This is a genomic window from Pseudonocardia sp. DxW (assembly GCF_058448985.1).
This window is the reverse complement of the sequence record NZ_JBZFLK010000005.1, coordinates 158146-183406: the sequence shown is the minus strand read 5'-3', so window position 1 is coordinate 183406 and position 25261 is coordinate 158146. Positions and strand designations below refer to the sequence as shown.

Annotated in this window: 26 protein-coding genes; 10 read left to right on the top strand and 16 right to left on the bottom strand. The window is 75.9% G+C overall.

Translation table 11 applies throughout. The features are described 5' to 3' along the window. Positions 1-36: 36 nt before the first annotated feature. Complete coding sequence (locus ACVJO7_RS09765; protein WP_491672581.1) at positions 37-780, bottom strand: GntR family transcriptional regulator; 744 nt, start codon at positions 778-780, stop codon at positions 37-39. A gap of 60 nt (positions 781-840) precedes the next feature. On the opposite strand from ACVJO7_RS09765, the gene ACVJO7_RS09760 reads away from it, so the two are divergent. After that, on the top strand, positions 841-1356 hold the full coding sequence (locus ACVJO7_RS09760; protein WP_491672580.1) for an OsmC family protein: 516 nt from the start codon (positions 841-843) through the stop codon (positions 1354-1356). Between the two features lie 12 nt (positions 1357-1368). On the opposite strand, the gene hisH is transcribed toward ACVJO7_RS09760, so the two are convergent. After that, positions 1369-2001 (bottom strand): imidazole glycerol phosphate synthase subunit HisH, encoded by a 633-nt coding sequence (hisH, locus tag ACVJO7_RS09755; RefSeq protein ID WP_491672579.1) that lies wholly within the window; start codon positions 1999-2001, stop codon positions 1369-1371. 77 nt (positions 2002-2078) lie between these two features. On the opposite strand from hisH, the gene ACVJO7_RS09750 reads away from it, so the two are divergent. Together ACVJO7_RS09750 and ACVJO7_RS09745 are read left to right on the top strand one after the other, a co-directional pair. After that, positions 2079-2954, top strand: a complete 876-nt coding sequence (locus ACVJO7_RS09750) for a sulfurtransferase (protein WP_491672578.1) — start codon at positions 2079-2081, stop codon at positions 2952-2954. Positions 2955-3025: 71 nt separating this feature from the next. Beyond that, complete coding sequence (locus tag ACVJO7_RS09745) at positions 3026-3385, top strand: hypothetical protein (protein WP_491672577.1); 360 nt, start codon at positions 3026-3028, stop codon at positions 3383-3385. Positions 3386-3405: 20 nt separating this feature from the next. Here ACVJO7_RS09745 and ACVJO7_RS09740 read toward each other — a convergent pair whose 3' ends face one another. Both ACVJO7_RS09740 and ACVJO7_RS09735 read right to left on the bottom strand, forming a co-directional pair. Beyond that, complete coding sequence (locus tag ACVJO7_RS09740) at positions 3406-5766, bottom strand: FtsX-like permease family protein (RefSeq protein ID WP_491672576.1); 2361 nt, start codon at positions 5764-5766, stop codon at positions 3406-3408. Further along, entirely contained in the window at positions 5763-6530 is a 768-nt protein-coding gene (locus tag ACVJO7_RS09735; RefSeq protein ID WP_491672575.1) for an ABC transporter ATP-binding protein, read from the bottom strand. Before ACVJO7_RS09735 ends, ACVJO7_RS09740 begins: the two co-directional genes overlap by 4 nt. 109 nt (positions 6531-6639) lie before the next feature. On the opposite strand from ACVJO7_RS09735, the gene ACVJO7_RS09730 reads away from it, so the two are divergent. Both ACVJO7_RS09730 and ACVJO7_RS09725 read left to right on the top strand, forming a co-directional pair. Further along, complete coding sequence (locus tag ACVJO7_RS09730) at positions 6640-7842, top strand: sensor histidine kinase (protein WP_491672574.1); 1203 nt, start codon at positions 6640-6642, stop codon at positions 7840-7842. Continuing rightward, on the top strand, positions 7833-8486 hold the full coding sequence (locus ACVJO7_RS09725; RefSeq protein ID WP_491672573.1) for a response regulator transcription factor: 654 nt from the start codon (positions 7833-7835) through the stop codon (positions 8484-8486). The genes ACVJO7_RS09730 and ACVJO7_RS09725 overlap by 10 nt, the downstream gene beginning before the upstream one ends. A gap of 18 nt (positions 8487-8504) precedes the next feature. Here the strand turns inward: ACVJO7_RS09725 and hisB are convergent, their stop codons facing one another. Genes hisB through hisD form a run of 3 tightly spaced genes read right to left on the bottom strand, consistent with a single transcriptional unit; the run spans position 8505 to position 11547 of the window. Beyond that, positions 8505-9104 carry an imidazoleglycerol-phosphate dehydratase HisB gene (gene hisB, locus ACVJO7_RS09720; RefSeq protein ID WP_491672572.1) on the bottom strand — a complete coding sequence of 200 codons (600 nt, stop codon included), beginning with the start codon at positions 9102-9104 and terminating at the stop codon, positions 8505-8507. Further along, entirely contained in the window at positions 9101-10225 is a 1125-nt protein-coding gene (locus tag ACVJO7_RS09715) for a histidinol-phosphate transaminase (RefSeq protein WP_491672571.1), read from the bottom strand. The genes hisB and ACVJO7_RS09715 overlap by 4 nt, the downstream gene beginning before the upstream one ends. After that, positions 10222-11547, bottom strand: coding sequence for a histidinol dehydrogenase (gene hisD, locus ACVJO7_RS09710; RefSeq protein WP_491672570.1), 1326 nt, complete (start codon positions 11545-11547; stop codon positions 10222-10224). Before hisD ends, ACVJO7_RS09715 begins: the two co-directional genes overlap by 4 nt. Positions 11548-11679: 132 nt before the next feature. Between hisD and ACVJO7_RS09705 the strand changes: the two genes are divergently transcribed. Next, entirely contained in the window at positions 11680-12270 is a 591-nt protein-coding gene (locus ACVJO7_RS09705; protein WP_491672569.1) for a Uma2 family endonuclease, read from the top strand. 108 nt (positions 12271-12378) lie between these two features. Further along, complete coding sequence (locus ACVJO7_RS09700) at positions 12379-13575, top strand: winged helix DNA-binding domain-containing protein (RefSeq protein ID WP_491672568.1); 1197 nt, start codon at positions 12379-12381, stop codon at positions 13573-13575. A 69-nt stretch (positions 13576-13644) separates the two neighbouring features. On the opposite strand, the gene nadC is transcribed toward ACVJO7_RS09700, so the two are convergent. Genes nadC through nadA form a run of 3 tightly spaced genes read right to left on the bottom strand, consistent with a single transcriptional unit; the run spans position 13645 to position 17173 of the window. After that, positions 13645-14595 (bottom strand): carboxylating nicotinate-nucleotide diphosphorylase, encoded by a 951-nt coding sequence (nadC, locus tag ACVJO7_RS09695; protein WP_491672567.1) that lies wholly within the window; start codon positions 14593-14595, stop codon positions 13645-13647. After that, on the bottom strand, positions 14592-16178 hold the full coding sequence (locus ACVJO7_RS09690; RefSeq protein ID WP_491672566.1) for an L-aspartate oxidase: 1587 nt from the start codon (positions 16176-16178) through the stop codon (positions 14592-14594). Before ACVJO7_RS09690 ends, nadC begins: the two co-directional genes overlap by 4 nt. Next, positions 16175-17173, bottom strand: coding sequence for a quinolinate synthase NadA (nadA, locus tag ACVJO7_RS09685; RefSeq protein ID WP_491672565.1), 999 nt, complete (start codon positions 17171-17173; stop codon positions 16175-16177). The genes ACVJO7_RS09690 and nadA overlap by 4 nt, the downstream gene beginning before the upstream one ends. Positions 17174-17338: 165 nt before the next feature. On the opposite strand from nadA, the gene ACVJO7_RS09680 reads away from it, so the two are divergent. After that, positions 17339-18067, top strand: a complete 729-nt coding sequence (locus tag ACVJO7_RS09680; RefSeq protein WP_344018912.1) for an NUDIX hydrolase — start codon at positions 17339-17341, stop codon at positions 18065-18067. A gap of 4 nt (positions 18068-18071) precedes the next feature. After that, positions 18072-18755, top strand: a complete 684-nt coding sequence (locus tag ACVJO7_RS09675; protein WP_344018910.1) for an LON peptidase substrate-binding domain-containing protein — start codon at positions 18072-18074, stop codon at positions 18753-18755. Here ACVJO7_RS09675 and ACVJO7_RS09670 read toward each other — a convergent pair. Together ACVJO7_RS09670 and ACVJO7_RS09665 are read right to left on the bottom strand one after the other, a co-directional pair. After that, a complete protein-coding gene (locus ACVJO7_RS09670; RefSeq protein WP_491672564.1) occupies positions 18748-20388 on the bottom strand; it encodes an ABC-F family ATP-binding cassette domain-containing protein in 1641 nt (546 codons plus the stop codon). The two genes, ACVJO7_RS09675 and ACVJO7_RS09670, sit on opposite strands and share 8 nt — an antisense overlap. 103 nt (positions 20389-20491) lie before the next feature. Next, the gene (locus tag ACVJO7_RS09665) at positions 20492-21028 is read right to left on the bottom strand and encodes a type II toxin-antitoxin system PemK/MazF family toxin (RefSeq protein ID WP_491672563.1); all 537 of its coding nucleotides are present in this window, start codon (positions 21026-21028) and stop codon (positions 20492-20494) included. A gap of 111 nt (positions 21029-21139) precedes the next feature. On the opposite strand from ACVJO7_RS09665, the gene ACVJO7_RS09660 reads away from it, so the two are divergent. After that, positions 21140-22174: a zinc-dependent alcohol dehydrogenase family protein gene (locus ACVJO7_RS09660; protein WP_491672562.1), complete on the top strand. Its 1035-nt coding sequence runs from the start codon at positions 21140-21142 to the stop codon at positions 22172-22174. Here ACVJO7_RS09660 and bsaP read toward each other — a convergent pair. From bsaP to ACVJO7_RS09640, 4 genes are read right to left on the bottom strand one after another with little or no spacing between them, the layout of a single operon-like run. Next, positions 22161-22382, bottom strand: a complete 222-nt coding sequence (bsaP, locus tag ACVJO7_RS09655; RefSeq protein WP_491672561.1) for a biotin synthase auxiliary protein BsaP — start codon at positions 22380-22382, stop codon at positions 22161-22163. The two genes, ACVJO7_RS09660 and bsaP, sit on opposite strands and share 14 nt — an antisense overlap. Continuing rightward, positions 22379-23386 carry a biotin synthase BioB gene (bioB, locus tag ACVJO7_RS09650; protein ID WP_344018901.1) on the bottom strand — a complete coding sequence of 336 codons (1008 nt, stop codon included), beginning with the start codon at positions 23384-23386 and terminating at the stop codon, positions 22379-22381. Before bioB ends, bsaP begins: the two co-directional genes overlap by 4 nt. Beyond that, positions 23383-24084 carry a dethiobiotin synthase gene (gene bioD, locus ACVJO7_RS09645; RefSeq protein WP_491672560.1) on the bottom strand — a complete coding sequence of 234 codons (702 nt, stop codon included), beginning with the start codon at positions 24082-24084 and terminating at the stop codon, positions 23383-23385. The genes bioB and bioD overlap by 4 nt, the downstream gene beginning before the upstream one ends. Beyond that, complete coding sequence (locus ACVJO7_RS09640) at positions 24081-25244, bottom strand: 8-amino-7-oxononanoate synthase (RefSeq protein ID WP_425563579.1); 1164 nt, start codon at positions 25242-25244, stop codon at positions 24081-24083. Before ACVJO7_RS09640 ends, bioD begins: the two co-directional genes overlap by 4 nt. Positions 25245-25261: the final 17 nt, after the last annotated feature.

The window sequence follows — 25261 nt, the reverse complement described above, 5'->3', positions numbered from 1 at the left end:
GGGCGTCCCGCTCTCCTCCGGCGGCGTCCCGGGGGCTCAGCCGGGGGTGAACCGGAGGATGCACGGGTAGCGGTCGGCGCGGACGTAGGCGCGGTGCGTCACGATGCCGCCGCCGTCCAGCGTGTGCGTGGTGTCGACCCGGTACACGGCGATCCCCTCCCCCAGTTCGAGGGCCTCCCGGACCGCGGCGGGCGGGACGTCGGGCAGCACCGACTCCGGACCGGGATGCAGCGCGACCGGTGGGGCGCCGAGCCCGAGCAGTCCCGGGGCCAGCTCGGCGGCCGGGGGGCCGGGGCCCTCGACCCGGCAGTGCGAGTCGGCCAGCGGGAGACCGTCGGCGCGCAGCAGGTGCCGGGCGGCGGTGTCCTGGCCGGTGGCGGTGCTTTGGCCGTGCGCGGTGTCCGGGCCGTTCGGGCCGCCCTCGCGCGGGTCCCCGGCGTGCGGGTCCGCGGCGTGCGGGTCCGCGGCGTGCGGGTCCGCGGCGTGCGGGTCAGGGAGCAGCTCCAGCCGGACGCCCAGCGCGGCCAGGGTCCGGCCCAGCCCGGGGAGTGCCCCGGTGGCGGGCGCGCGGACCCGGCCACCGACCCGCGGCCTGCGCTCGACCACCCCGAGCCGGCGCACCGCCTCCCGCACGGTGTGCCGGCTGACCCGGTACCGGTCCATCAGCTCGCGGTCGGTGGGGAACCGGTCGTCGAACTCGCGCGCCGCGAGCCGATCACGGAGATCGGCGAGCACGGTGGCCCACAACGGATCCCGGCCTGGCACTTCACTGGACGGCACGGCAGGGGATGCTACAGACTGTGGGCGGAATTAGTCCGGACGAATGTGGGAGAGCCCGACATGACCAAGAGCTGCTCGACGCTGGACCTGGCCACGCTCGAAACCACCAAGGCGGCCGTCGCGGCGGACCCGTCCGTCGGCTCCGGGTCGTTCACCACCGTCACCAGCTGGGAGGACGGCGCCCGGGCGCGGACCACCGCCCGCTCGTTCGTGCTGCAGACCGACGAGCCCGCCCCGCTCGGCGGGACCGACGCGGCGATCGACCCGATGGAGCTCGTGCTCGCGGCGATCGGCACCTGCCTGACCATCGGCTGGGTGACCCAGGCGGTGCAGCGCGGCATCGAGTACCGCGACCTGCGGATCGAGGTCAGCGGGGACTTCGACCTGCGCGGATACCTGGCGCTGGACGACGAGGTGCGGCCCGGCTTCTCCGGGATCAGCTACACCGTGCACGTCGACACCGACGCCGACCAGTCCGTCCTGGACGAGATCCGGGCCGCAACCGAGGCGACCTCGCCGATGTTCGACAACGTCCTCAACGCGACGCCGGTGTCCGGCGTGATCGAGCGGGCCTGATCCGGTCCCCGGTCAGGAGATCGACTTCAGCCAGTTCTCCAGCACCGTCGCGCCGGCGTCGCCGGACTTCTCCGGATGGAACTGGGTGGCCGCGAGCGCGCCGTTCTCCACGGCGGCGACCACGTCCTCGCCGTGGTGGGTCCAGGTGACCATCGGCGGGGCGATCGCGTGCGACTCCTGGAGCTCCCAGCTCCGGACCCCGAACGAGTGCACGAAGTAGAAGCGGGTGGTGTCGTCCAGGCCGGCGAACAGGGTGCTGCCCTGCGGGGCGCGGACGGTGTTCCAGCCCATGTGCGGCAGCACGTCCGCCCGGATCCGCTCGACGGTGCCCGGCCACTGCCCGCAGCCCTCGGTGTCCTCGTCGAACTCGACACCGCGCTCGAACATCACCTGCATCCCGACGCAGATGCCGAGCACCGGGCGGCCACCGGCGAGACGGCGGCCGATCAGTTGCGGGCCGCGGACCTCGTGCAGGCCGCGCATGCAGGCCGCGAACGCCCCGACACCGGGGACGACCAGCCCGTCGGCCTCGGCCGCGGTGTCGAAGTCGGAGGTGACGGTGACGTCCGCGCCGACGCGTTCCAGTGCACGCTCGGCCGAGCGCAGGTTTCCCGATCCGTAGTCGAGGACGACGATCCGTGCCACGCCCGCCAGCCTAGTCTGCCGTCCGGCACCCTCCCCGGGCCCACGCCACATGCCGACCTCACCGAAGGAGCACCGCCGTGTCCCCGATCCTGCCCCCGCTCGTCTCCGCCGACGATCTCGCTGCTGCCACCGGCCGGCCCGACGTCCTCGTCGTCGACGCCAGCACCCTGCTCGCCACCACCTCCGAGGGGCAGCCCTACCAGGTCACAGCGGACATCGACGGCTTCCGCACGGCGCACATCCCCGGTGCGGTGTTCGCCGACATCCCCGGTGCGTTCTCCGACCCGGCCGGCAGGTTCTCGCTGACCGTGCCGACCGACGAGGGATTCGCCGCGGCGGCCGGCGCGCTCGGCATCGGCGACGGCACGCACGTCGTCGCCTACGACACCGCGGGCAACGCCTGGGCCACCAGGTTCTGGTGGTTGCTGCGTGCCTTCGGCCACGACGCGGTGTCCGTGCTCGACGGCGGCCTCGCCGCCTGGACCGCTGCCGGGCACCCGGCCGGGTCCGGCGAGCCCCGGCCGGCACCGGCGACCTTCACCCCGCACCGGCGTCCCGAGCTGATCGCCACCACCGACGAGGTACGCCGGCTCAGCACCGGCGAGGGCCCCGGCGTCGTCGTCAACGCCCTCGACCCGGCGACCTTCCGGGGCGAGCAGGAGATCAGCCCGTACAGCCGCCGCGGACGCATCCCCGGCAGCACGAACCTGCCGCTGTTCGAGCTCCTCGACCCGGCCACCGGGCGGTTCCTCGACGTCGACGGGCTCGCCGCGAGGCTGCAGCAGGCCGGCGTCCTCGACGCCGGGCGGGCGGTCACCTACTGCGGCGGCGGGATCGCCGCGACGCTGCCCGCGTTCGCCGCCTACGTCGTCAGCGGGGCGGAGGTCGCCGTCTACGACGGGTCGCTGTCGGAGTGGACGGCCGACACCGCGCTCCCGGTCGAGACCGGCTGATCCGGTGCCCACCGGCGGGGATCGGTAGGCCCACGGAGCCGGGACGCCGGATCGGAGCGGACGATACGGACATGCCCGTCCGAGTGCCACGACGCCGCACCGTCGTCGTCCTGCTGGTTCCGGTCGTCCTGGTCTCCGCCGGACTGCTGCTGCTCGCCCATCTCCTGTTCCGGGTCCAGCACTGGGAGGGTGAGTTCCCGGCCCGGGTCGGGTCGGTGGACACCGCGCGGAACACGATGTCCGTGCGGCTGGCCCCACCCGGGCCGCCCGACGCGCTGCCCAGCGGTTTCCTGCGGTCGAGCACCGTCGAGTTGATCCCCGGCGCCCGGGCCGGGGACCGGCTCGTCTGCCGGATCCGGCAGACCTACGTCGTGAACTCCCACCTCGCCACCGGTGCCGACACCGAGCTGCTCTCCTGCCGGCCCGGGTAGCCGGTACCCGCGGCCCCGGGCTACCGGGTACCGGTGGCCCGGCCCCGGCGCACCGCACGCCACGTGCACAGGACCGCCGCCCCGATCGCCGCCAGCACGCACCCGGCGACCGCGAGGAGCACCGTGCCGGGGGCGACGACCACCGCCACCGGCCGGCCGGTGGCGACCGTGAGCCCGGAGGCGACCGCGACCAGCGGCGGCGCCGTGACCAGCACGCCCAGCAGCGCACCGAGCAGCGCCGCCGTACCCGTCTCGGCTCCGACGATCGCGATCAGCTGCCTGCGGGTCGCGCCCACCGCCCCGAGCAGCGCGAGATCCCCGCTGCGGGTCCGGACCGACGCCGCGACCCCGTTCACGACGGCGAGCCCGCCGTACCCGGCAGAGACACCGACCAGCAGCAACGCGAGGACCGTCGTGAGGCGGGCGTCGACCGCGTACTCGGCGAGCGCGTAGGCATGGGCGTCCCGGACGACCGTCCCGGGCGGCAACCGCTCCGGCACCGCGTCCTCGGGCAGGAACGCGGTGTCGGTGAGCGCCGCCGGATCGTGCGCGCGGACGTCCGACCGGGCCACGGCGACGTCGCCACGGCGTTCGTCCGGCGCCGACACCGACGCGACCCGCAGGTCCGCATCGGTCCCGTCGGCGAACCGGACCGGCAGCCGGTCGCCCGCCACCATCCCGAGCCGGGCTGCCACCGGCTCGGACAGCACCACCGTCCCGGGGACCGTCGCGCCGTCGGTCCCGACGGCGTCCACGGCGACCGGTCCGTCCGGCCCGGTCGCGACGAGCACCGTGGGGAGCGGGACGCGGGCGCCGGGCACGTCGAGCGCACGAGCGGCGTCGCCGGGCAGGCCCGGTGCCCCCTGCTGCTCCACGGTCACCGTCCCGGACAGCACGGCCGCCCGCTCCGCCGGGTACGCGGCGGCCATCGTGTCGGTCAGCCCGCCGATGAGCACGGCGAACCCGACGGCGACGATCACGGGTGCGGCGGCCGCGGCCGCCCGGACGGGTGTCGCCGCCAGCTCCGCCCGGACGACGGCCGCGGTGACCTCGCCCGCGAGCGGCGCGCCGGCCCGGGTGGGCCGCCGGGCGCGCAGCAGCGCCGCGAGCAGGACCGGCGACAGCAGCGCCGCCGCGATCACCAGCACCGCACCGGTCCCGAGGGCGAGGCCGACCCGTTCGTCGCCGGCGGCGCCCGCGGTGCCGACGGCGAGCCCGGCACCGGCGAGCAGCGCCACGCATCCGCCGGCGGTGCGCGCCCGGCCGGTGGGGGCGCCGGTCCCCCGGTCGGCGACGACGTCGAGCGGTGCGGCCCGGGCAGCCCGGTGGGACGCGGCGAGACCGCCACCCAGCGACAGCAGCACCCCGGCCGCTGCGGCAGCCGCCAGCGGCGGCACCGACGGCGCGACCACCTCGACCTCGCATGCGGCCTCGGCGACGACGAGCAGCCGGTACAGCGCCGGTGCCAGGCCCATCGCGCCGAGGGTCCCCAGCAGTGCCCCGGCGGCACCGGCCAGTGCCGCCTCACCCAGCACCGTCCGCCGGACCTGTCCCGCGGTCGCGCCGACGGCCCGCAGCAGCCCGAGCTCGCGGCGCCGCCCGGAGACCGCGGTGGACAGCGCCGCCGACACCACGACGACGGTCGTCACACCGGTGAGCAGCCCGAGCGCGACGAGCAGCTGGTCGCCCCGGTGGCGTATCCGGGAGTCCTGGACCGGCTCGACGGCACCGCGGTCGTCACCGGTCAGCACGGTCGCACCCGGTGGCGCCGGCGGGACGGCACCGAGCACCCCGATCGTCGTGACCCCCGGTGCGAGCCGGGCCGCCTGCTCGTCCGGGAGATACAGCCCCGGCCCGTCGGTCACCCCGGTGACCTGCATCGGGCGGATCGCCTCGGCGAACAGCACCGGCAGCGTCGTCCCGGGTGCGGCACCGATCTCGCGTCCGGCCACGATCTCGTCCGGGCCGCGCGGGGCGCTCCCCTCGATCCGGTGGCCGCCCAGCGCGAGGCTCGCTACCGGGTGACCGCCCGCGCGGTCGTCCGGATCACCGGACGGGCGACCACCGGGCATCGGCACGGCCGGGAACGACCGGTCGAGCACCACCCCGCTCACCCCCGGGACGGCGGCCAGCCGGGCCGCGATCCCGGCCGCCTCCGCCGGCGACCACGGGATCCGGCCGTCGGTCCGCGGTGTGTGCGAGGCGACGACCGCCGGCGGCACCACCAGCGCCGCGGTCGCCGCGAGACGGTCCTGCACCCCGGGCCGGGCGGCGGAGGCCACGAGCAGCACCGCGCCGAGCAGGGCCACGCCGGTGCCGACGGCCAGCACCGTCGCCAGCAGCTCCCGCCACCGCACGCGCAGGTTCGCCCGGGCGATCACCGCGACGTCCCCCGCCCGGTGAGCCGCTGCGCGATCACCGCGGCCGCGTCCGGCGTGCCGGGTACCCCGAACCGGTCGGCCACCCGGCCGTCGCGGAGCACCACGACCTCGTCCGCCCGGGCGGCGGCGACCGGGTCGTGGGTGACCAGCAGTGTCGCGCTGCCCTGCTCGGTGCACCGGCGGAGCAGCCCGAGCACCACCGATGCCGACGCCGAGTCGAGCGCACCGGTCGGCTCGTCGGCGACCAGCACCTCAGGACGGGTCAGCACCGCCCTGGCGATCGCGATCCGTTGCTGCTGACCGCCGGAGAGCTGCGCGGGCCGGTGGCCGGCACGGTCGGTGAGCCCGACCGCCGCCAGCGCCTCCCGGACGGCGCCCGCCGGCACCCGGCGGCCGGCGAGCCGTGCCGGGAGCGCGACGTTCTGTGCCGCGGTGAGCGAGGCGACCAGGTTGAACGCCTGGAACACGACTCCGATCCGGCTGCGGCGCAACAGGGTTCGCCGCCGCTCGGACAGCACGCCGATGTCGTCGCCGTCCAGCAGGACCCGGCCCGCCGTCGGCCGCTCCAGTCCGGCGGCGCAGTGCAGCAGGGTCGACTTGCCCGATCCGGACGGACCCATCAGCGCGGTCAGGACACCCGTCCGCAGGCTCAGCGAGACGTCGTCGAGGGCACGGACCGGGGCCGGACCGGTGGATCGGTGCAGCCGCCGGACACCCACGAGCTGCAGTGCCGGCGGTCGGTGCGGGAAGGAGGTGGGATGCATGGTCACGAGTCGAGCGCGGAACCGGCGGGCGCGCGGTCACCCCGGCGCGACGACCGGGGTAGCGCGCGCACTACCGCGCGGGCGCCGCGGATCTCCTACGTTCTGCGGTGTGCGGATCGCGACGGCCTGGCAGGCGATGGACCACGTACCGCTGCGGTTCCTGCTCACCGCGTGGCCGTGGCGGTCGCTGGCCTATCTGCTCACCGGCGGCGCGCTCGGGATCGTCGTGGTGGGGGCGTTCGCCGTCCCGTCGGCGGGGCTGGTGCTCGGCGGCGTCCCGCTCGCCGTCGGCACGGCGCTGCTGCTCGTCGCGGCGACGATCGCGGCCGGACCGCTGCTGGCCACCCTGGAGCGGTACCGGATCCGGCTGGTCGACGACGAGCCGCTGCCCACGCCGGCGCGTCCCCGGGGCTCCCGGTGGCGCGCGCCGTCGACCTGGCGGGAGGTCGGTTTCGCGCTGGCCGCCGTGACCGGCCTCGCCGGGCTGGACGCCTGTGTGCTCGGCCTGTCCTTCGGGGTGCCGGTGCTGCTGTTCGGTGCACCCGTCGACGACCGCAACGCCTGGCCGCTGGTGATCGTCGGTGTGCTGCTGCTGATGGCCGCACCGTGGACGGTGACCGCATGGGCCGGTGCGCGGGCCGCCCTCACCCGCACCGTGCTGGGGCCCCGCGGCACCGAGCTCGGCGAGGGGCTCGCCGACGTCGCGACCACCCGGGCCCGGCTGGTCGGTGCGTTCGCGGCCGAGCGGGCCCGGATCGAGCGGGATCTGCACGACGGCGCCCAGCAGCGGCTGGTCGCGCTGGGGGTGTCGCTCGGGCTGGCCCGGCTCGACGTCGCCGACGGCTCCGCCGCCGCGGCCCGGCTGGACGACGCCCGCGACCAGCTCGGCCTCGCGCTCGGTGAGCTCCGCGACCTGGTGCGGGGGCTGGACCCGCGGATGCTCGCCGATCACGGGCTCGCCGCGGCCGTCACCGAGCAGGCGCGCCGCTGCCCGGTACCGGTCGAGTCGGACCTGGCGCTGCCCGCGCGGCTCCCCCCGGAGATCGCCACCACCGCATACTTCGTGCTCACCGAGGCGCTCAGCAACATCGCCCGGCACAGCGCCGCCGGCGCCGCCTCGATCTCCGGTCGTGCGCACGCCGACCAGGTGATCCTCGAGGTCCGCGACGACGGCCGTGGTGGTGCCGATCCGGCCGCCGGATCAGGACTGGACGGGCTCGCCGAGCGGGTGGCGCTGGCCGGTGGCCGGTTCCGGCTCTCCAGTCCAGCGGGTGGTCCGACGCTGCTGCGGGTGGAGCTGCCGTGCGGGTGACGATCGCCGAGGACGCCGTGCTCATGCGTGCGGGCCTGGTCGCGCTGCTGGAGCGGTTCGGGCACACCGTGCTGGCCGCCGTCGGGGATGCGCCCGCGCTGCTCGGCGCGGTCCGTCACGAACGCCCGGACCTGGTGCTGACCGACGTCCGGATGCCCGCCGCGGACACCGACAGCGGACTGCGTGCGGCGGTCACGCTGCGCACCGCCGATCCGACGCTGCCGGTCCTGGTGCTCTCCCAGTACGTGCAGCCGGCCGCGGCGGAGGCGCTGCTCGACACCGGCGGCGGAACCGGGGTCGGCTACCTGCTCAAGGACCGGGTGGCCGATGTGACCGGGTTCGCGGCGGCCGCGGCGCAGGTGGCCGGCGGCGGGACGGTGCTGGATCCGGAGGTGGTGCACCAGCTCGTCCGGCGGCGCCGGGATCCGGTGTCGCGGCTGTCCGCCCGCGAGCGGGAGGTGCTGGACCTGATGGCCCAGGGCAGGTCGAACGGCGAGATCGCCGAGCTGCTCGTGCTCTCCGGCGCCGCGGTGAGCAAGCACGTCCGGTCACTGTTCACCAAGCTGGACCTGCCCGCCGAGGCCGGCGGGCACCGCCGGGTGCTGGCGGTGCTGGCCTGGCTGCGCTCGGGCGGGCCGGGCTGATCCCGCTGCTGACCGCCGCTACAGCGCGCCCTTGGTCGAGGGCACCCCGCTGACCCGCGGGTCGGGCTCGGTCGCCGCGCGCAGCGCGCGGGCGACGGCCTTGAACTCCGCCTCGGTGATGTGGTGCGGATCCCGCCCGTCGAGCACCCGCACGTGCAGCGCGAGGTGCCCGTGGAAGGCCAGCGACTCGAACACGTGCTTGTTCAGCACGGTCGGGTAGTGCCCGCCGACGACGAAGCCGCGCATCATCTCCGGCTCGCCGGTGCACACCGTGTACGGTCGCCCGGACACGTCGACGACCGCGTGTGCCAACGCCTCGTCCATCGGGATCCAGGCGTCGCCGAAGCGGCGGATGCCCTTCTTGTCGCCCAGCGCCTGCCGGATCGCCTGACCGAGCACGATCGCGACGTCCTCGACGGTGTGGTGCGAGTCGATCTCGACGTCCCCGGTGGCCTGCACCGACAGGTCGAAGGAGCCGTGCTTGCCGAACGCATCCAGCATGTGGTCGTAGAACGGGACCTTGGTGTCGATGTCGGTCGTGCCGGTGCCGTCGAGGTCGATCTCGACGACGATCCGGGTCTCCTTGGTGACGCGCTCGACGCGACCCACTCTGCTCACAACAGCTCCTTGATGGCGAGGTCACCTGCGACCTGGAGGAAGACGTCGTTCTCCTCGGGGGTTCCGATCGTGACCCGCAGCCGCTCCGGGATACCCACGTCACGGATCAGCACGCCCTGTTCGAGGAAACCCTTCCAGGCCCGCCCGGCGTCGGCGAACCGGCCGAACAGCACGAAGTTGGCGTCGGACCGGATCACGTCGTATCCGGCGGCGGCGAGCTCCGCGCAGACGCGGTCCCGCTCGGCGGCCAGCAGTGCCACCGAGCCGAGGGTCGCCTCGGCGTGCCGCAACGCGGCCCGCGCGGACGCCTGCGCCAGCACCGACAGGTGGTAGGGCAGCCGGACCAGCGCGATCGCGTCGACGACCGCCGGTGCCGCGGCGAGATAGCCGAGCCGCCCACCGGCGAAGGCGAACGCCTTGCTCATGGTGCGGGAGACGACCAGCTTGTGCCCGTGGCTCGCCAGCAGCGTGGTCGCGCTGGGCCGCCCGGTGGCCTCGGCGAACTCGGCGTAGGCCTCGTCGACGATCACCAGCCCGGGTGCGGCGTCGACCAGGCGGGCCAGGCCGGCGGGATCGATCGACTGCCCGGTCGGGTTGTTCGGGCTGGTCACGAACGTGATGTCCGGCGCCTGCTCGGCCAGCACGGCGACCGCGGCGTCGATGTCGATCGAGAAGTCCGCCCGGCGTGGGACCGGCACGAACTCGGTCTGCGTGCCCGAGGAGATGATCGGGTGCATCGAGTAGCTCGGCACGAACCCGAGTGCCGTGCGCCCCGGCCCGCCGAACGCCTGCAGGAGCTGCTGCAGGATCTCGTTCGACCCGTTCGCCGCCCACAGGTTCCGCTCGCTCAGCGCGACCCCGGTCTGCCGGGTCAGGTAGGCGGCGAGATCGGCGCGCAGGGCCACCGCATCCCGGTCCGGGTAGCGGTGCAGCTCCCGGGCCGCCTCCTCGCAGGCCGCGCCGACATCGGCGACCAGCTCGGGCGGCGGCGGATACGGGTTCTCGTTGGTGTTGAGCCGGACGGCGACGTCGAGCTGCGGCGCCCCGTAGGGGCTCTTCCCGCGCAGGTCGGCGCGCAGCGGCAGATCGTCGAGCCGGACCCCCTCCCCCGGCGTGCTCATGAGTCCCCCTCGAAGCGGGCGGTGACGGCCTCGCCGTGCGCGGGGAGATCCTCAGCGTCGGCCAGCGTGACCACGCGCTCGGCGACCTCGCGCAGCGCCTCGGCGGTGTAGTCGACGACGTGTACCCCGCGCAGGAAGGTCGATGTCGACAGCCCGCCGGAGTGCCGGGCGCAGCCACCGGTCGGCAGCACGTGGTTCGATCCGGCGCAGTAGTCGCCCAGCGACACCGGCGAGTAGGCACCGACGAAGATCGCGCCGGCGTTGCGGACCCGGGCGGCGACCGCGGCCGCGTCGGCGGTCTGGATCTCCAGGTGCTCGGCGGCATAGGCGTCGACCACGGCGAGCCCGTCGTCGAGCGAGCGGACCAGGACCACCCCGGACTGCGGCCCGGTCAGTGCGGTGCGGACCCGCTCGCTGTGCTTGGTCGCCGCGACCCGCTTCTCCAGCTCGATCTCGACCTGGGCCAGGAGCTCCTCGGAGGCGGTGACCAGCACCGATGCCGCGTTCGGGTCGTGCTCGGCCTGTGAGATCAGGTCGGCGGCGACGTGCCCGGCGTCGGCCGTGTCGTCGGCCAGGATCGCGATCTCGGTGGTGCCGGCCTCGGCGTCGATCCCGACGACGCCGCGCAGCATCCGCTTCGCGGCGGTGACGTAGATGTTGCCCGGGCCGGTGACCATGTCGACCGGCTCCAGCTCACCGCCGTCGGTGTCGGTGCCGCCGTGGGCCAGCAGCGCGACGCACTGCGCGCCTCCGACCGCCCACACCTCGTCGACACCGAGCAGGGCCGCGGCGGCCAGGATCGTCGGGTGCGGCAGGCCACCGAACTCGGCCTGCGCCGGCGAGGCCACGACCAGCGACTCGACCCCGGCGGCCTGCGCCGGGACCACGTTCATGACCACGCTCGACGGGTAGACGGCCAATCCGCCCGGCGCGTACAGCCCGACCCGGCGGACCGGGACGAACCGCTCGGTGACGGTGCCGCCCGGCACCACGGCGGTGACCACGTCGGCCCTGCGCTGCTCCAGGTGCACCAGGCGGGCCCGCTCGATCGAGGTCTCCAGCGCAGCGCGCACGGCCGGGTCGAGATCGCGCAGCGCACCGGCCAGCTCGGCCGCCGGGACCCGCACCGTCTCCGGGCGGACCCGGTCGAACCGCTCGGTGGCCTCCAGCGCCGCCTGTGCACCGCGCTCGCGCACGGCGTCGACGAGCGGGCGGACGGCGGCGATCGCGCCGTCGACATCCAGCTCGGCGCGCGGCATCACCCCGCGCAGGACGGCCGGCCGGGGTAGCGCGTCGGATCGCAGGTCGAAACGGCGGAGCATGACCCCCAGGGTACGGCGGGGGTCCGACAGGAACTCGACCCGCCGGGGGGATCACACCGCGACCGCCGGAACTGTCGTACCCCCGGTCGATGCTGCCACCATGGACACCGACGCCCCGGAGGTGATCAGCCGATGGCCGCACCCGCCTACGACCCCGAGCCGGACGCGCCCGAACACTGGACCGAGGACGGCTTCCTCCAGCTGCCCGCCGACCGGCGCCGGATCGAGCTGCTCGACGGGGGGCTCCTCGTGAGCCCGAGCCCGGGCAGCCCGCACCAGAAGCTGTCGTCGCGGCTCTGGTACCTGTTCGAACGGGCCCGCCCGGACGATCTCGACGTGTTCGAGGCGGTGAACGTGCGGCTCGGGCCGGACCGCATCCTCATCCCGGATCTCGCGGTGGTCGATGCCGGGCCAGGCATCGACCCGGACACGGTGGTGTGGGAGGCCCGGCACGTCCGGCTCGTGGTCGAGATCGACGGGGCCAACCGGCGGCGCACCGAGGACCAGGTGAAACCCGCGCTGTACGCGGCCGCCGGGATCGGGCACCTGCTGCGGATCGACCTCACCGCCGCCGGGCCGGACGCCACCGGCTACACGCTGCGCGACGGCCGCTGGGTGCAGACGGCCCGGGCCCGTCCCGGCGAGCAGCTGGTGCTCGACACCCCGGTGCCGCTCACCACGAACCTGGCCGCCCTGCTGGCTGCCCGCCGGCTGCCCGACTGACGGACGTCCCTGTCGGAGCCGTGACCGACGGAGCCGTGCCTGGACCGTGTCCGTCGGCGCCCTGACCGCGCAGCCGTGACCGTCGGCGCCCCGTGGCACCCTCCGGTCATGAGCACCGCTGAGCCCGTCCGGCACGTGGCCGATGCCGAGCGCCGGGCCCGGCTGGTCCTCCGGCACCGGCTGGCACCGCACACCCGGACCGACGACGTCGTCGCCGTCGCCGACGATCTGGTCGCCCTGCACTCCACCGACCCGGTCACCGTCTACCTGTCGGCGGCCGCCCGGATGCACTCCCCCACCCTCGAGGCCGTCTCCGCCGCGCTGTACGACGACCGCACCCTGCTCCGTCACCACGCGATGCGCCGCACCCTGTGGGTGTTCGGCCACCGGCACGCCGCGCTGGCCCACCACGCCGCCACGGTCGACGTCGCCGCCGTGCAGCGCCGTGCCCTGATGATCCAGCTCGGCGCCGCCGGCATCGCCGATCCGCCGGCCTGGTTCGACGACACCGCGCGGACCGTGCTCGACCTGCTCGCCGAGCGTGGCCCGACCACCGCCCGCGAGATCGGCACCGCCCTGCCGGAGCTGTCCGGGACGGCTGTGCAGATCGGTCCGGGCAGCTACCCCGCGCACACCCGGGTGCTGCTGGTCCTCGGGTTCGAGGGCCGGGTGCTGCGCGCCCGCCCGACCGGGACCTGGATCAACGGCCAGTACCGCTGGGCCGCCGCCGGGGACTGGCTGCCCGGCGGGCTCGGCGAGCCGCTCGACCGGCGCACCGCGGCGGCCGGTCTGGCCGGCGCCTACCTGCGGGCGTTCGGCCCGGCGACCCGGGACGACCTGCGCTGGTGGGCGGGCTGGACGGTGGCGACCACGACGGCAGCGCTGGCCGACGTCGGCGCCGTCACCGTGTCGCTGGACGGCGGCAGCACCGGCCATCTGCTGCCCGACGACGTCGACCCGGTCGGCGACCCCGGGCCGTCGGTGGCGCTGCTGCCCGGCCTCGACCCGACGACGATGGGCTGGAAGGCCCGCGACTGGTATCTCGGCCCCGAGGCGGCGCCACTGCTGTTCGACCGCAACGGCAACGGCGGCCCGGCGATCTGGGTGGACGGGCGGATCGCCGGGAGCTGGGTGCAGCGCCCGGACGGCACGATCGCCACCCGGATGTGCGCCGGGACCGACGTCGGCAGCGCGGCGCTCGCCGGGATCGACGCCGCCGCGCAGCGGATCCGCGAGCTGCTCGGCGACGTGCGGTTCTCGGTCCGCTATCCGGCGCCGGTCCAGCCGGAGCTGCTCGGCCGGTGATCCCGGAGCCCACGCAACCCGCCGGACCGGCTGCCCGGACGGGCCGGGCGGCCGGTGCGGCCGGCGCGGTCAGCCCGCGACGAGATCCAGTCCGAGGTCCAGCGCGGTCACCGAGTGCGTCAACGCACCCACGGCGAGGAAGTCGACCCCGGTCTCCGCGTAGCCGCGGGCGTTCACCAGGGCCAGCCCGCCGGAGGACTCCAGCAGCGTGCGGTGCCCGGAAGCGGCCGCGGCGGCGTCCCGGCGGCGGACGGCGGTCGCGGTGTCGGCGACCGAGAAGTTGTCCAGCAGCACCAGCTCGGGTGCCAGGCCGAGCACCTCGTCGAGCTGCGCCAGCGAGTCGACCTCCACCTCGCAGGGCAGGTCCGGGGCGGCGGCCCGGGCCGCGGCGAGCGCCGCCGTCACCGATCCGGCGGCGGCGACGTGATTGTCCTTGATCAGGACGGCGTCGCCCAGCCCGAGCCGATGGTTGACCCCGCCACCGCAGCGCACCGCGTACTTCTCCAGCAGCCGCAGCCCGGGCAGCGTCTTGCGGGTGTCCCGGATCCGGGCGCCGGTGCCCTCGACCGCGTCCACCCAGGCCCGGGTCGCGGTCGCGATCCCGGACAGGTGGCACAGCAGGTTCAGCGCGGTCCGCTCCGCGGTGAGCAGCCCCTGCACCGGCCCGTACACGACCAGCGCGGGCTCCCCGGCCCGCAGCCGGTCCCCGTCGGCCGCCGTCGAGACGACCGAGTAGCCGACCTCGTACTGCGCCTGCCCGGTGCCCGGGCCGATCCCGTCGCCGAGGACGGCGTGCAGCACCGCGTGCACGGCGGGGAGCCCGGCCAGGACGCCGTCGGCGCGCGGGGTGAACGCGGCGTGCGCCATCGCGTCGGTGCGGACGGTGGCCCGGGTCGTCGCGTCCGGCCCGTAACGCAGGTCCTCGGCGAGCGCGGTGCGCACCACCCGGTCGAGGTCGTCCGGGTCGGGCACGCCGATCGACGCGTTCCCGCCGACGCCGGCCGCGATCCGGGCGGTCACGCCGCACCGACCAGGGCGTCGGCGACGACCACCGGGCGGCCGGAGCCGTCCAGCCGGACCGGCAGCGAGGCCCGCTGGTGCACGTCGTCGCGGTCCGTGAAGTCGGTGCGCACATGGCAGCCGCGGGTCTCCCGGCGGGTGCCCGCCGCGGTGAGCACCGCCTGCGCGAGCAGGGTCAGCGCGGCGTCCTCCACCCCGGCGCGGGCGACCGGGACCGCGGTGACGGTGGCGGCCTCGATCGCGTCCGACGCGGTCGCCAGCCCGGTCGCGTCCCGGCCGATGCCGGCGCAGGTGGTCATCGCCCGCTGCACCACCGCCCGGTCGGCGACCGGCAGCGCCGGAGCCGGCTCGACCGGCGCGGACAGCGCCGCGAGCCCGCGGTCGGCCAGCACCGCACGGACCGCGCGCTCCCCCACCACCAGGCCCTCCAGCAGCGAGTTCGACGCCAGCCGGTTCGCGCCGTGCAGGCCGGTGCGGGCCACCTCGCCTGCCGCGTACAGCCCGGGCACGCCGGTGCGGCCGTCGGTGTCGGCGACCACCCCGCCGCAGGCGTAGTGCGCGGCCGGGGTGACCGGGATCGGGTCGGTCGCGGGATCGATCCCGACGGCCGCGCAGGAGGCGTGCACGGTCGGGAACCGGCGGGCGAACCCGTCCAGCCCGGTCGCGTCCAGGTAGACGCAGTCCGAGCCGGTCTCGATCATCCGCCGGGTGATCGCGGCGGCGACGACGTCGCGCGGGGCCAGGTCGGCGCGCTCGTGCACGGCGGCCATGAAGGCGTGCCCGGTCCGGTCGCGCAGCACGGCGCCCTCACCGCGGACGGCCTCGGTGACCAGCGGACGCCTGCCCGCGGTGTCCGAACCGGGGCCGGACCACAGCACCGTCGGGTGGAACTGCACGAACTCCAGGTCGGACGCGGTCGCCCCGGCCCGCAGGGCGAGCGCGATCCCGTCCCCGGTGGCGGTCGCCGGGTTGGTGGTGGAGGCGTAGAGCTGGCCGTAGCCGCCGGAGGCCAGCAGCACCGCGGGGGCGCGCAGCGTCCCGGCGCGGCCGTCGCCGTCGAGCACGGACAGCCCGACCACCCGGCCGGTGGCGTCGCGCAGCGCGTCCACCGCGACGTGCCCGTCCAGCACGGTCAGCCCCTCGGAGCGGGCGGCCTCGACCAGGGCGCGCTCGATCTCGGCGCCGGTCGCGTCGCCGCCGGCGTGCACCACGCGCAGCGCGGAGTGGCCGCCCTCGCGGGTCCGTTCCAGGCGGGTGCCGCGGGCATCGAACAGGGCGCCGCGCTCGCGGAGCCTGCGGACCGCGGCCGGCCCGCCGCGGACGATCGTGTCCACCGCGACCGGGTCGCACAGCCCGCCGCCTGCGGCGAGCGTGTCCGCGACGTGCGCCTCCAGGCTGTCCCCGGCGATGTCGCCGAGCACCACGGCGACCCCGCCCTGGGCCCACCGGGTGGAGCCCTCGCCGATCCCGTCCTTGGTGACGACGACGGTGCGCAGCCCGGCGGCGGCCGCGTCCAGCGCGGCGGTCAGTCCGGCGACCCCGGACCCGACGACGACCAGATCGGCGCCGGCCTCCCAGGTCACTCCGCGCTCCCCGGGTTGCCGATCTCGATCATGCGCTGGACCGCGGCCCGACCGCGCGCGGCGAGATCGGGATCGACGTGCACCTCGTCGGTGCCGTGCCGCACCGACCGGAGCAGCGCCTCCGGGGTGATCATCTTCATGTAGGTGCAGGAGGCCCGGTCGTTGACCGCGCGGAACTCGATCTCCGGTGCGGCCCGGCGGAGCTGGTGCAGCATCCCGACCTCGGTCGCCACCAGCACCTCCTTCGCGCCGGTGGCGCGGGCGGCGTCGATCATGCCGCCGGTGGAGAGGATCTTGACCTGACTCTCCGGGACGGCACCGGTGCCCGCCAGGTAGAGCGCCGACGTCGCGCAGCCGCACTCCGGGTGCACGAACAGGTCGGCCTCCGGGTGCGATCGCGCCTGGTCGGCGAGCTGGCGGCCGTTGATGCCGGCGTGCACGTGGCACTCCCCGGCCCACACGTGCATGTTCTCCCGGTCGAGCACCCGGCGGACGTGCGCGCCGAGGAACTGGTCGGGCAGGAACAGCACCTCACGGTCGCGCGGGATGGAGTCGACGACCTCGACCGCGTTCGACGAGGTGCAGCACACGTCGGTCTCGGCCTTCACCGCCGCGGTGGTGTTCACGTAGGACACGACGACGGCGTCCGGGTGCTCGGCCTTCCACTCCCGCAGCTGCTCGGCGGTGATGGAGTCGGCGAGCGAGCAGCCGGCCCGGGCGTCCGGGATCAGCACGGTCTTGTCCGGGGCGAGGATCTTCGCCGTCTCGGCCATGAAGTGCACGCCGCAGAAGACGATCGTCGACGCCTCCGACGCGGCCGCGATCCGGGACAGCGCGAGCGAGTCCCCCACGTGGTCGGCGACGTCCTGGATCTCGGGCAGCTGGTAGTTGTGCGCCAGCAGGACCGCGTCCCGCCTGCGCGCCAGGGTGCGGACCTCGTCGGCCCAGGCCGGGTCGACCGCTGTCGCCCCCGGTGCCGTCAGCGTTCCGGTCATCTCGCCCTCCCGGGCCGATCAGGTTTTCGCCTAGTGAGCGGAAACTAGGCAGATCGTAGCACCGGGGCCGGGGCCCGGACACCCACGGCGTGACCGGGACCTCACCTTGTGGCTACCCGGCCGTCACCCGCCCGTGCTTCCCGAAACGCCCCCTAGGCTCCCCCCGTGACGTACCCGCCGGCCCAGCACGAGGTACTCGCCGCCGTGCTCGGCATCCGGGACGGCCGGCTGCGGGTGCTGCTGTGGCAGCGCGCGCTCGCCCCGGACGCGGGCCGCTGGTCGCTGCCCGGCGGGCGGCTGGCCGCCGACGAGGACGTCGAGAGCTCGGTCCGCCGCCAGCTCGCCGAGAAGGTCGACGTCCGGGAGATCGCGCACGTCGAGCAGCTGTCGGTGTTCTCCGACCCGCACCGCACCCCCGGACCCCGCACGATCGCGACCGCCTTCCTCGGCCTGGTGCCCTCGGACGCCGATCCGGAGCTGCCCGCGGACACCGCCTGGCACGAGATCGAGGCGCTGCCGCCGACCGCGTTCGACCACGCCGGCATCGTCGAGTCCGCCCGCGAGCGTCTCCGCGCCAAGCTGTCCTACACCAACCTCGGGTTCGCGCTCGCGCCCGCCGCGTTCACCATCTCGGCGCTGCGCGAGCACTACGTCGCCGCGCTCGGGCACCCGGTGTCGGCGACCAACCTGCAACGCGTCCTGACCCGGCGGGATCTGCTCGAGCCCACCGGCGGCACGGTGCCGCCCGGCCGGGCCGGCGGGCGTCCGGCCGCGCTGTTCCGGTTCACCGACCGCACGCTCCGGGTGACCGACGCCTTCGCGGTGCTCCGCCCGCCCGCACGCGGCGCGGCCGACCGGCGGTCGGGCGGGCCGACCGACGTCGTATTACCGTGAACCGGTGGCCGCGACGATTCCGCTGTTCCCGCTGGGGACGGTGCTGATGCCCGGCGCGGCGCTCCCGTTGCACATCTTCGAGCCCCGCTACCGGCAGCTCACCGTCGATCTCATCACCGGCACGGTGCCGGACAAGGAGTTCGGCGTCGTCGCGGTGCGCGAGGGGCACTCCCCCGACCGGTCCGGCGCGGCCGGGATGCACCGGGTCGGCTGCACCGCGGTGCTGCTCGACGCGCGCCGGCTGCCCGACGGGCGCTACGACATCGTCACCCGCGGGGGACGCCGGTTCCGGCTGCTCGACGTCGACCGGGAGAGCCGGTCCTACATGTGCGGGACCGTCGAGTTCCTGCCCGACCGCACCCCCACCGGCGGGACCGATCCGCGCCTGGTCACGATGCTGGAGGGGGCGGCGCGGGCGGCGCACCGCAGCTACTGCGGGACCGCCTGGCGGGCCGGGGACTGGTCCGAGCCGGGCGACGACACCCCCACCGCCGAGCTCGCCCACCTGCTCGCCGAGGACTGCCTGCTCCCGCTGGCCGACCGGCAGGACCTGCTCGAACAGACCGACCCGGTGCAGCGGCTGCGCGAGGTGCGCCGGCTGCTCGCCCGGGAGCGCGGGCTGCTCGACCGGCTCCGTGCGGTGCCGGCACCACAGGGGACCTTCCCGGACGAGCAGAGCCTCAACTAGCGGCCCGCAGCTCCAGCACCGGCCCCTCCCACCTCCGCCGCAACCACCGGTCGTGCGAGGTGACCAGCACCGTCCCCGGCGCCGACCCGAGCGCCTCCTCCAGCTCACCGGCCAGCCGCAGCGAGACGTGGTTGGTCGGCTCGTCGAGCAGCAGCAGGTCCGGCGCGTCGGCGATCGCCACCGCCAGCGCCAGCCGGCGCCGCTGGCCCAGGCTCAGCTCGCCGACCCGGGTGCCGTGCTCGCGCGGGTGCAGCAGGCCGAGCTCGCGCAGCGGCACCCGCTCGGCGAGGGCCGGGCCCAGGAGCGCGGCGTAGGCGTCGGCCGCGGTGCGCTCCGGCGGCCCGACGTCGGGGTCCTGGGCGAGCAGCCCGATCCGCCGGGCCCGGACGTCCACGGTGCCCGACGACGGCGCGAGATCGGCGTTCAGCACCGCCAGCAGCGTCGACTTCCCGGACCCGTTCGGGCCGGTGACGAGCAGCCCCGATCCGGCGGGCAGGTCCAGCCGGTCGAGCCGCAGCCGGTCCGCGACGACCAGGTCGCGGACCCGCACCGCGAGGCCCCCACCGGCGCTGCCGTCGCCGGTCAGCCGGCCGGCGAAGCGCAGCGGCTGCGGCGGCTTCGGCAGCGCCGCCCGCTCGGCGACCTCCAGGCGGCGCTGCGCGTCGTGCACCCGGCGGGCCCGGGTGCGCTCGACGTTCGCGCCCTTGAAGGCGTGGATGAACTTGTCGTTGTCCCGCGGGCCGCGGCCCGGGGCGATCGCGGACGTCGCGGTCCGGGCCCGCTCGCGGAGCCGCCCGATCTCCTCCTGCTGGGCGGCGAACGTCTCCGCCCAGCGCCGCCGGCTCGCCGCCTGCGCGCCCAGGTACTCGGTGAACGACCCGCCGAACCGGCGGCCGCCGTCGCCGTCGGTGCCGAGCGCACCCGCGTCGAGATCGAACAGACCGGTGCAGACCCGGTCCAGGAACGTCCGGTCGTGGCTCGCCGCGACGACCACCCCGGGCAGCTCGGTCAGCGAGCGTTCCAGCAGGTCGAGTGCAGCGTCGTCGAGGTGGTTGGTGGGTTCGTCGAGCAGCAGGCAGGCCGGGCGGCGGACCAGCGCGGCGGCCATCGCGAGCCGGGTGCGCTGCCCGCCGGACAGCGTCCCGACCGGGCGGTCCCGGTCCAGATCGGCGACGCCGAGCGCGCCCGCGGTGACCTCGGCGCGGCGGTCGGCGTCCCAGGCGTCGTGCGCCACCGCCCAGGCGAGCATCCGGTCGTAACCGGCGGCGGCGGACGGGTCGTCGGCCAGCTCGGCGGCCAGGCGTTCCAGCTCGGCGACCGCGTCGTGCAGCGGGCGCAGCGCGTCGTCGAGCAGGTCACCGACGGTGCCGTCGGCGTCGAGCGCCGGTTCCTGCGGCAGGTACACCAGATCGGCCGGTGCGCGGACCCGCCCGGCGTCCGGCCGCTCGACGCCGGCGAGCAGCCGCAGCAGCGTCGACTTCCCGGTGCCGTTCTCCCCGATCAGGCCGAGCCGGGTGCCGGGCGCCACGGTGAGATCGATGCCGTCGAGCACCGGTGGCCGGCCCGCCCGGGCGGCGTAGGAGTGGGTCAGGCCGTGCGCGGTGAGGGCCTGGAGATCAACAGCGGATGACACGACGACGCTCCGGGACACGGAGGACGACCGGCGGGGGCGAGAGCCACGGCCGCGGTCGGGGACGTCGTCAGAGCCTCATGATGATCGGGACCATACACCGTGCTCAGCGCCAGCCGTAACGGTTTCTCAGCTCGGTGGCGACCCGGTCGAACCGGCTGCGGTCGAGCACCGCGCCCTCCCGGCGGATGCCGTGCTCGTCGATCTCCAGCACCCGGTCCAGCCGGATGAAGGACTCCCGGCCCTCCCGGTCCCAGGCCCCGGAGCCGATGCCCACCCAGTCCGGGTCGCCGGCCCGCCGCTCCTGGCTGGACAGCATCAGCGCGAGCAGGTCCCCGCCGGACCGGCCGACGACCAGCAGCGGGCGGTCCTTGCCCTGGTTCGGGTCCTCCTCGTAGGGCACCCAGGTCCAGACGATCTCGCCCGGGTCGGCGGAGCCGTCCGGCTCGGGGGCGTAGACGACCTGCCGGGCGCGCTCACCGGTCGGCGCGGCGCGCACCCGGCCCGCCGCCGCCGGTGGCGCCGACGGGCGCGCGGACCGGGGTCGCTGCTTCTGCTGCCCCTGCTGCTTCTGGGAGTCCTTCAGCAGCCGCAACGCCAGGTCGGCGGCCTTGCGCAGCAGCGGGCCCCACGAGATCGCCATGCCGCCAGCCTGCCGTATCGGCATCCGCCGTCCGGCGCCAGGGGTGGCACCGGTCTCACCCCGCAACGCGGCGCGCGCATGGCCCGGCACGCATACGGGAATCCGGGCGCCATGAAGGCCACCCTCATCCACGGCAGGCACGACATCCGCGTCGCCGACGTCCCGGACCCGGTCCTGCGCGACGACACCGACGCGATCGTGCGCGTCCTGCGCTCCTGCATCTGCGGCAGCGACCTGTGGCCGTACAACTCGGCCGAGGACTCCCCCGGCGGCAACCGGATCGGCCACGAGTTCCTCGGTGTCGTCGAGGACACCGGCTCCGCGGTGCGGACGCTGCGGCCCGGTCAGCTGGTCGTCGCCCCCTTCGTGTGGGCCGACAACACCTGCGACTTCTGCACACAGGGGCTGCACACCTCGTGCCGGCACGGCGGCGGCTGGGGCTCCGACGGCACGGACGGCGGCCAGGGCGAGGCGGTCCGGGTCCCGTTCGCCGACGGCACGCTCGTCCGGATGCCGGGCGAGCCGGACGACGCCCTGCTCGCCTCGATGCTGACCCTGTCCGACGTGTTCCCGACCGGCCACCACGCCGCGGTGTCGGCGAACGTGCGCCGCGGCGACACCGTCGCGGTCGTCGGCGACGGCGCCGTCGGGCTGTCCGCGGTGCTCGCCGCGCACCGGCTCGGCGCCGAGCGGATCATCCTGCTCGGCAGGCACACCGACCGCACCGACCTGGGCCGCACGTTCGGCGCCACCGACGTGGTCGCCGAGCGCGGCGACGAGGCCGTCGAGCGGGTCCGCGAGCTCACCGGCGGGGACGGCGCGCACGCGACCCTGGAGTGCGTCGGCTACGTCGAGGCGCTGCGTACCGCCATCGAGTCCACCCGCGACGGCGGCCTGGTCGGGCGGGTCGGCGTCTCCCAGTACACCGACGTCCCGCTGGGCATCGGCTCGTTCATGCGCAACGTCGGCATCCGCGGCGGCGTCGCCCCGGCCCGCGCCTACATCGAGGAGCTGCTGCCCGACGTGCTGGACGGGACGGTCCGGCCGGGCCGGGTCTTCGACCGGACCGTCGGCCTGGACGGGGTGCCGGACGGCTACCGCGCGATGAACGAGCGCGAGGCGCTGAAGGTCCTCATCGCGCCCTGATCTCGCCGTGCCGCGCGCAGCGCGCGCTCCAGCCGACCGGATCGACCTGCACCACCATCCGCCGCGCACAGGACGGGCAGAACCGGGGCGGCTCCAGCTCGCGGCGGGCGGCGCAGCGCGGGTGCGCCGGCGCGGCCGCCGGCTCCCCGCACTGGTCGCAGTACGGCCCACCCGCCTCCCGCGGGTGGGCCGCGGCCGCAGCGCTCACAGCGACTCGTTCAGAGCCTTGATCGGCATCTCCAGCTCGCCGAGCAGGTCGATGTCCGCCTCGGCGGGCCTGCCGAGCGTCGTCAGGTAGTTGCCGACGATCACCGCGTTGATCCCGCCGAGCAGGCCCTTGCGCGCGCCGAGGTCGCCGAGGGTGATCTCCCGGCCGCCGGCGAACCGCAGGATGGTGCGGGGCAGCGCGAGCCGGAACGCGGCGACGGTGCGCAGCGCGTCCGGGCCGGACATCGGCTCCAGGTCACCGAACGGCGTCCCCGGGCGCGGGTTGAGGAAGTTCAGCGGCACCTCGTCGGGCTCCAGCTCGGCGAGCTGCCCGGCGAACTCGGCGCGCTGGTCCAGGGTCTCGCCCATCCCGACGATGCCGCCGCAGCAGACCTCCATCCCGGCCGCGCGCACCATGCGCAGGGTCTCCCAGCGCTCCTCCCAGGTGTGCGTGGTGACGACGTTCGGGAAGTGCGAGCGGGCGGTCTCCAGGTTGTGGTTGTAGCGGTGCACGCCCATCTCGGCGAGCCGGTCGACCTGGTCCTGGGTGAGCATGCCCAGCGAGCAGGCGATGTTGATGTCGAGCTCGTCGCGGATCGCCTGGACGCCGGCGGCCACCTGGGACATCAGCCGCTCGTCCGGCCCGCGGACGGCGGCGACGATGCAGAACTCGGTCGCCCCGGTCTTCGCGGTCTGCTTGGCGGCCTCCACCAGCATCGGGATGTCCAGCCAGGCGGAGCGGACCGGCGAGGCGAACAGCCCGGACTGCGAGCAGAAGTGGCAGTCCTCCGGGCAGCCGCCGGTCTTCAGCGAGATGATGCCCTCGACCTCGACGTCCGGCCCGCACCAGCGCATCCGCACCTCGTGGGCGAGCTCGAGCAGGTCGTCGAGGCTCTCGTCGGGCAGGTCGAGCACCTCGCGCACCTGGGCCGGGGTGAGGCCGGTCCCCTGCTCGAGGACCTGGGCGCGCGCAGCGGTGAGGACGTCGGTCCGGGCGGTCGTCATGATCCGGCATCCTGCCAGCGCCCCAGCGGCGACGGGCCCAGTGTGTGACACGCAACGGTGCGGAACCGGTCCGGCGGGGCGGTGCCGAGGCCGGCCGGCAGCGCGCCGAGCAGCGGCACCCCGGTCGTCACCGGGAGATCGGCGAGATTGCACTCCGCGGCGAGATCGGGCGTGTCCGGCCACTCCCCGACGACGACGCCGGCGCAGGCCAGTCCGCGCGCGTGCAGCGCCTGCACGGTGAGGCAGCTGTGGTTGAGCGTGCCGAGCCCGGCCGCCGCGACGACGACGACCGGCGCGCCGAGCGACCGGGCGACGTCGGTGAGGGTGCCGCCGTCGTCGTCGAACCGGACGAGCAGCCCGCCGGCCCCCTCGACCAGCACCAGGTCGTGCTCGCCGGCCAGCGCCCGGGCGGCGCCGGCCGCGGCCTCCGGGGTCACCGGCGCCCGGCCGGCCCGCCGGGCCGCGGTCGCCGGGGCCAGCGGGTCCGGGTAGCGGGCCAGCTCGCGGACGGTGATCCCGGGCACCAGGGCGGCGACCACGTCGGCGTCGCCCGGCTCGTCCGGCCCGATCCCGGTCTGGGCGGGTTTGAGCACCGCCACCCGCAGCCCGGCGGCCAGCGCGACCGCGGCCAGCGCGGCCGTCACGATCGTCTTGCCGACCCCGGTCCCGGTGCCGGTGACGACGACGGCCGCGCTCACCGCGGGCTCCCGGCGCGGACGCCGTCGAGCACCTCGGCCAGCACCGACCCGGCCCGATCCAGCTCGGCGGCGGACAGCCCGGCCCGCGCGGTGAGCCGCAGCCGGGAGGTCCCCGGCGGCACCGACGGCGGCCGGAAGCACCCGACGTGCACCCCGCGGGCCAGGCAGGCCGCGGCCGCGGCGACGGCCGGACCGGGCTCGCCGAGCACCACCGGCACGACCGCCGAGACCGGGACCGGCGCCCCGGCGGCCGCCGCCAGCACCCCGGCCACCCGCAGCACCTCGCCCGCCCGCTCCGGCTCCGCGGCCAGCACCCGCAGCGCGGCGAGCGCGGAACCGGCCGGTGCCGGCGCCAGCCCGGTGTCGAAGATGAACGACCGCGCCGCGTCGACCAGGTGCGCGATCACGGCGGGCGGGCCGAGCACCGCGCCGCCCTGGCTGCCCAGCGCCTTGGACAGCGTCACCGTGGCGACGACGTCGTCCTGGCCGGCCAGGCCGGTCTCGGCGAGCAGGCCGCGCCCGCCCGGCCCGCGCACCCCGAGGCCGTGCGCCTCGTCGGCGAGCAGCACGGCGTGGTGCTCCCGGCAGGCCCGGTGCAGCGCCCGCAGCGGCGCGAGATCGCCGTCCGCGGAGCCGACGGTGTCGGTCACCACCAGCGCGCGCTCCTCGGTGCGGGCGGCGAGCGCGGCGGCGACGGCGGCCGGATCGGCGTGCGGGACGACGACCACCCGGGCCCGGGACAGCCGGCAGGCGTCCACCAGCGACGCGTGCGCCGCCGCGTCCGACACGATCAGCGCGCCGGGGCCGGTCAGCGCGGTGACGACGCCGAGGTTCGCGGTGTAGCCGGAGGAGAACACGAGCGCGTCGGCGAACCCGCAGAACCCGGCCAGCTCGGTCTCCAGGTCGCGGTGCAGCGTGGTGCTGCCGGTGACCAGCCGCGAGCCGGTGGCGCCCGCGCCCCACACCCGCAGCGCCTCGATGCCGCCCGCGACCACCCGCGGATCGGCCGCGAGGCCGAGGTAGTCGTTGCCGGCGAGATCGATCGGCGGATCGGCGCCGGCCGGCGGGCGGGGCCGCAGCCTGCGGCGCAGCCCGGCCGCGGTGCGGGCGGCGGCGCGCTCGTCGAGCCAGGCCAGCGGGTGCGCGTCGGGGCGGATCACGCCCCGGAGCCTAGGCA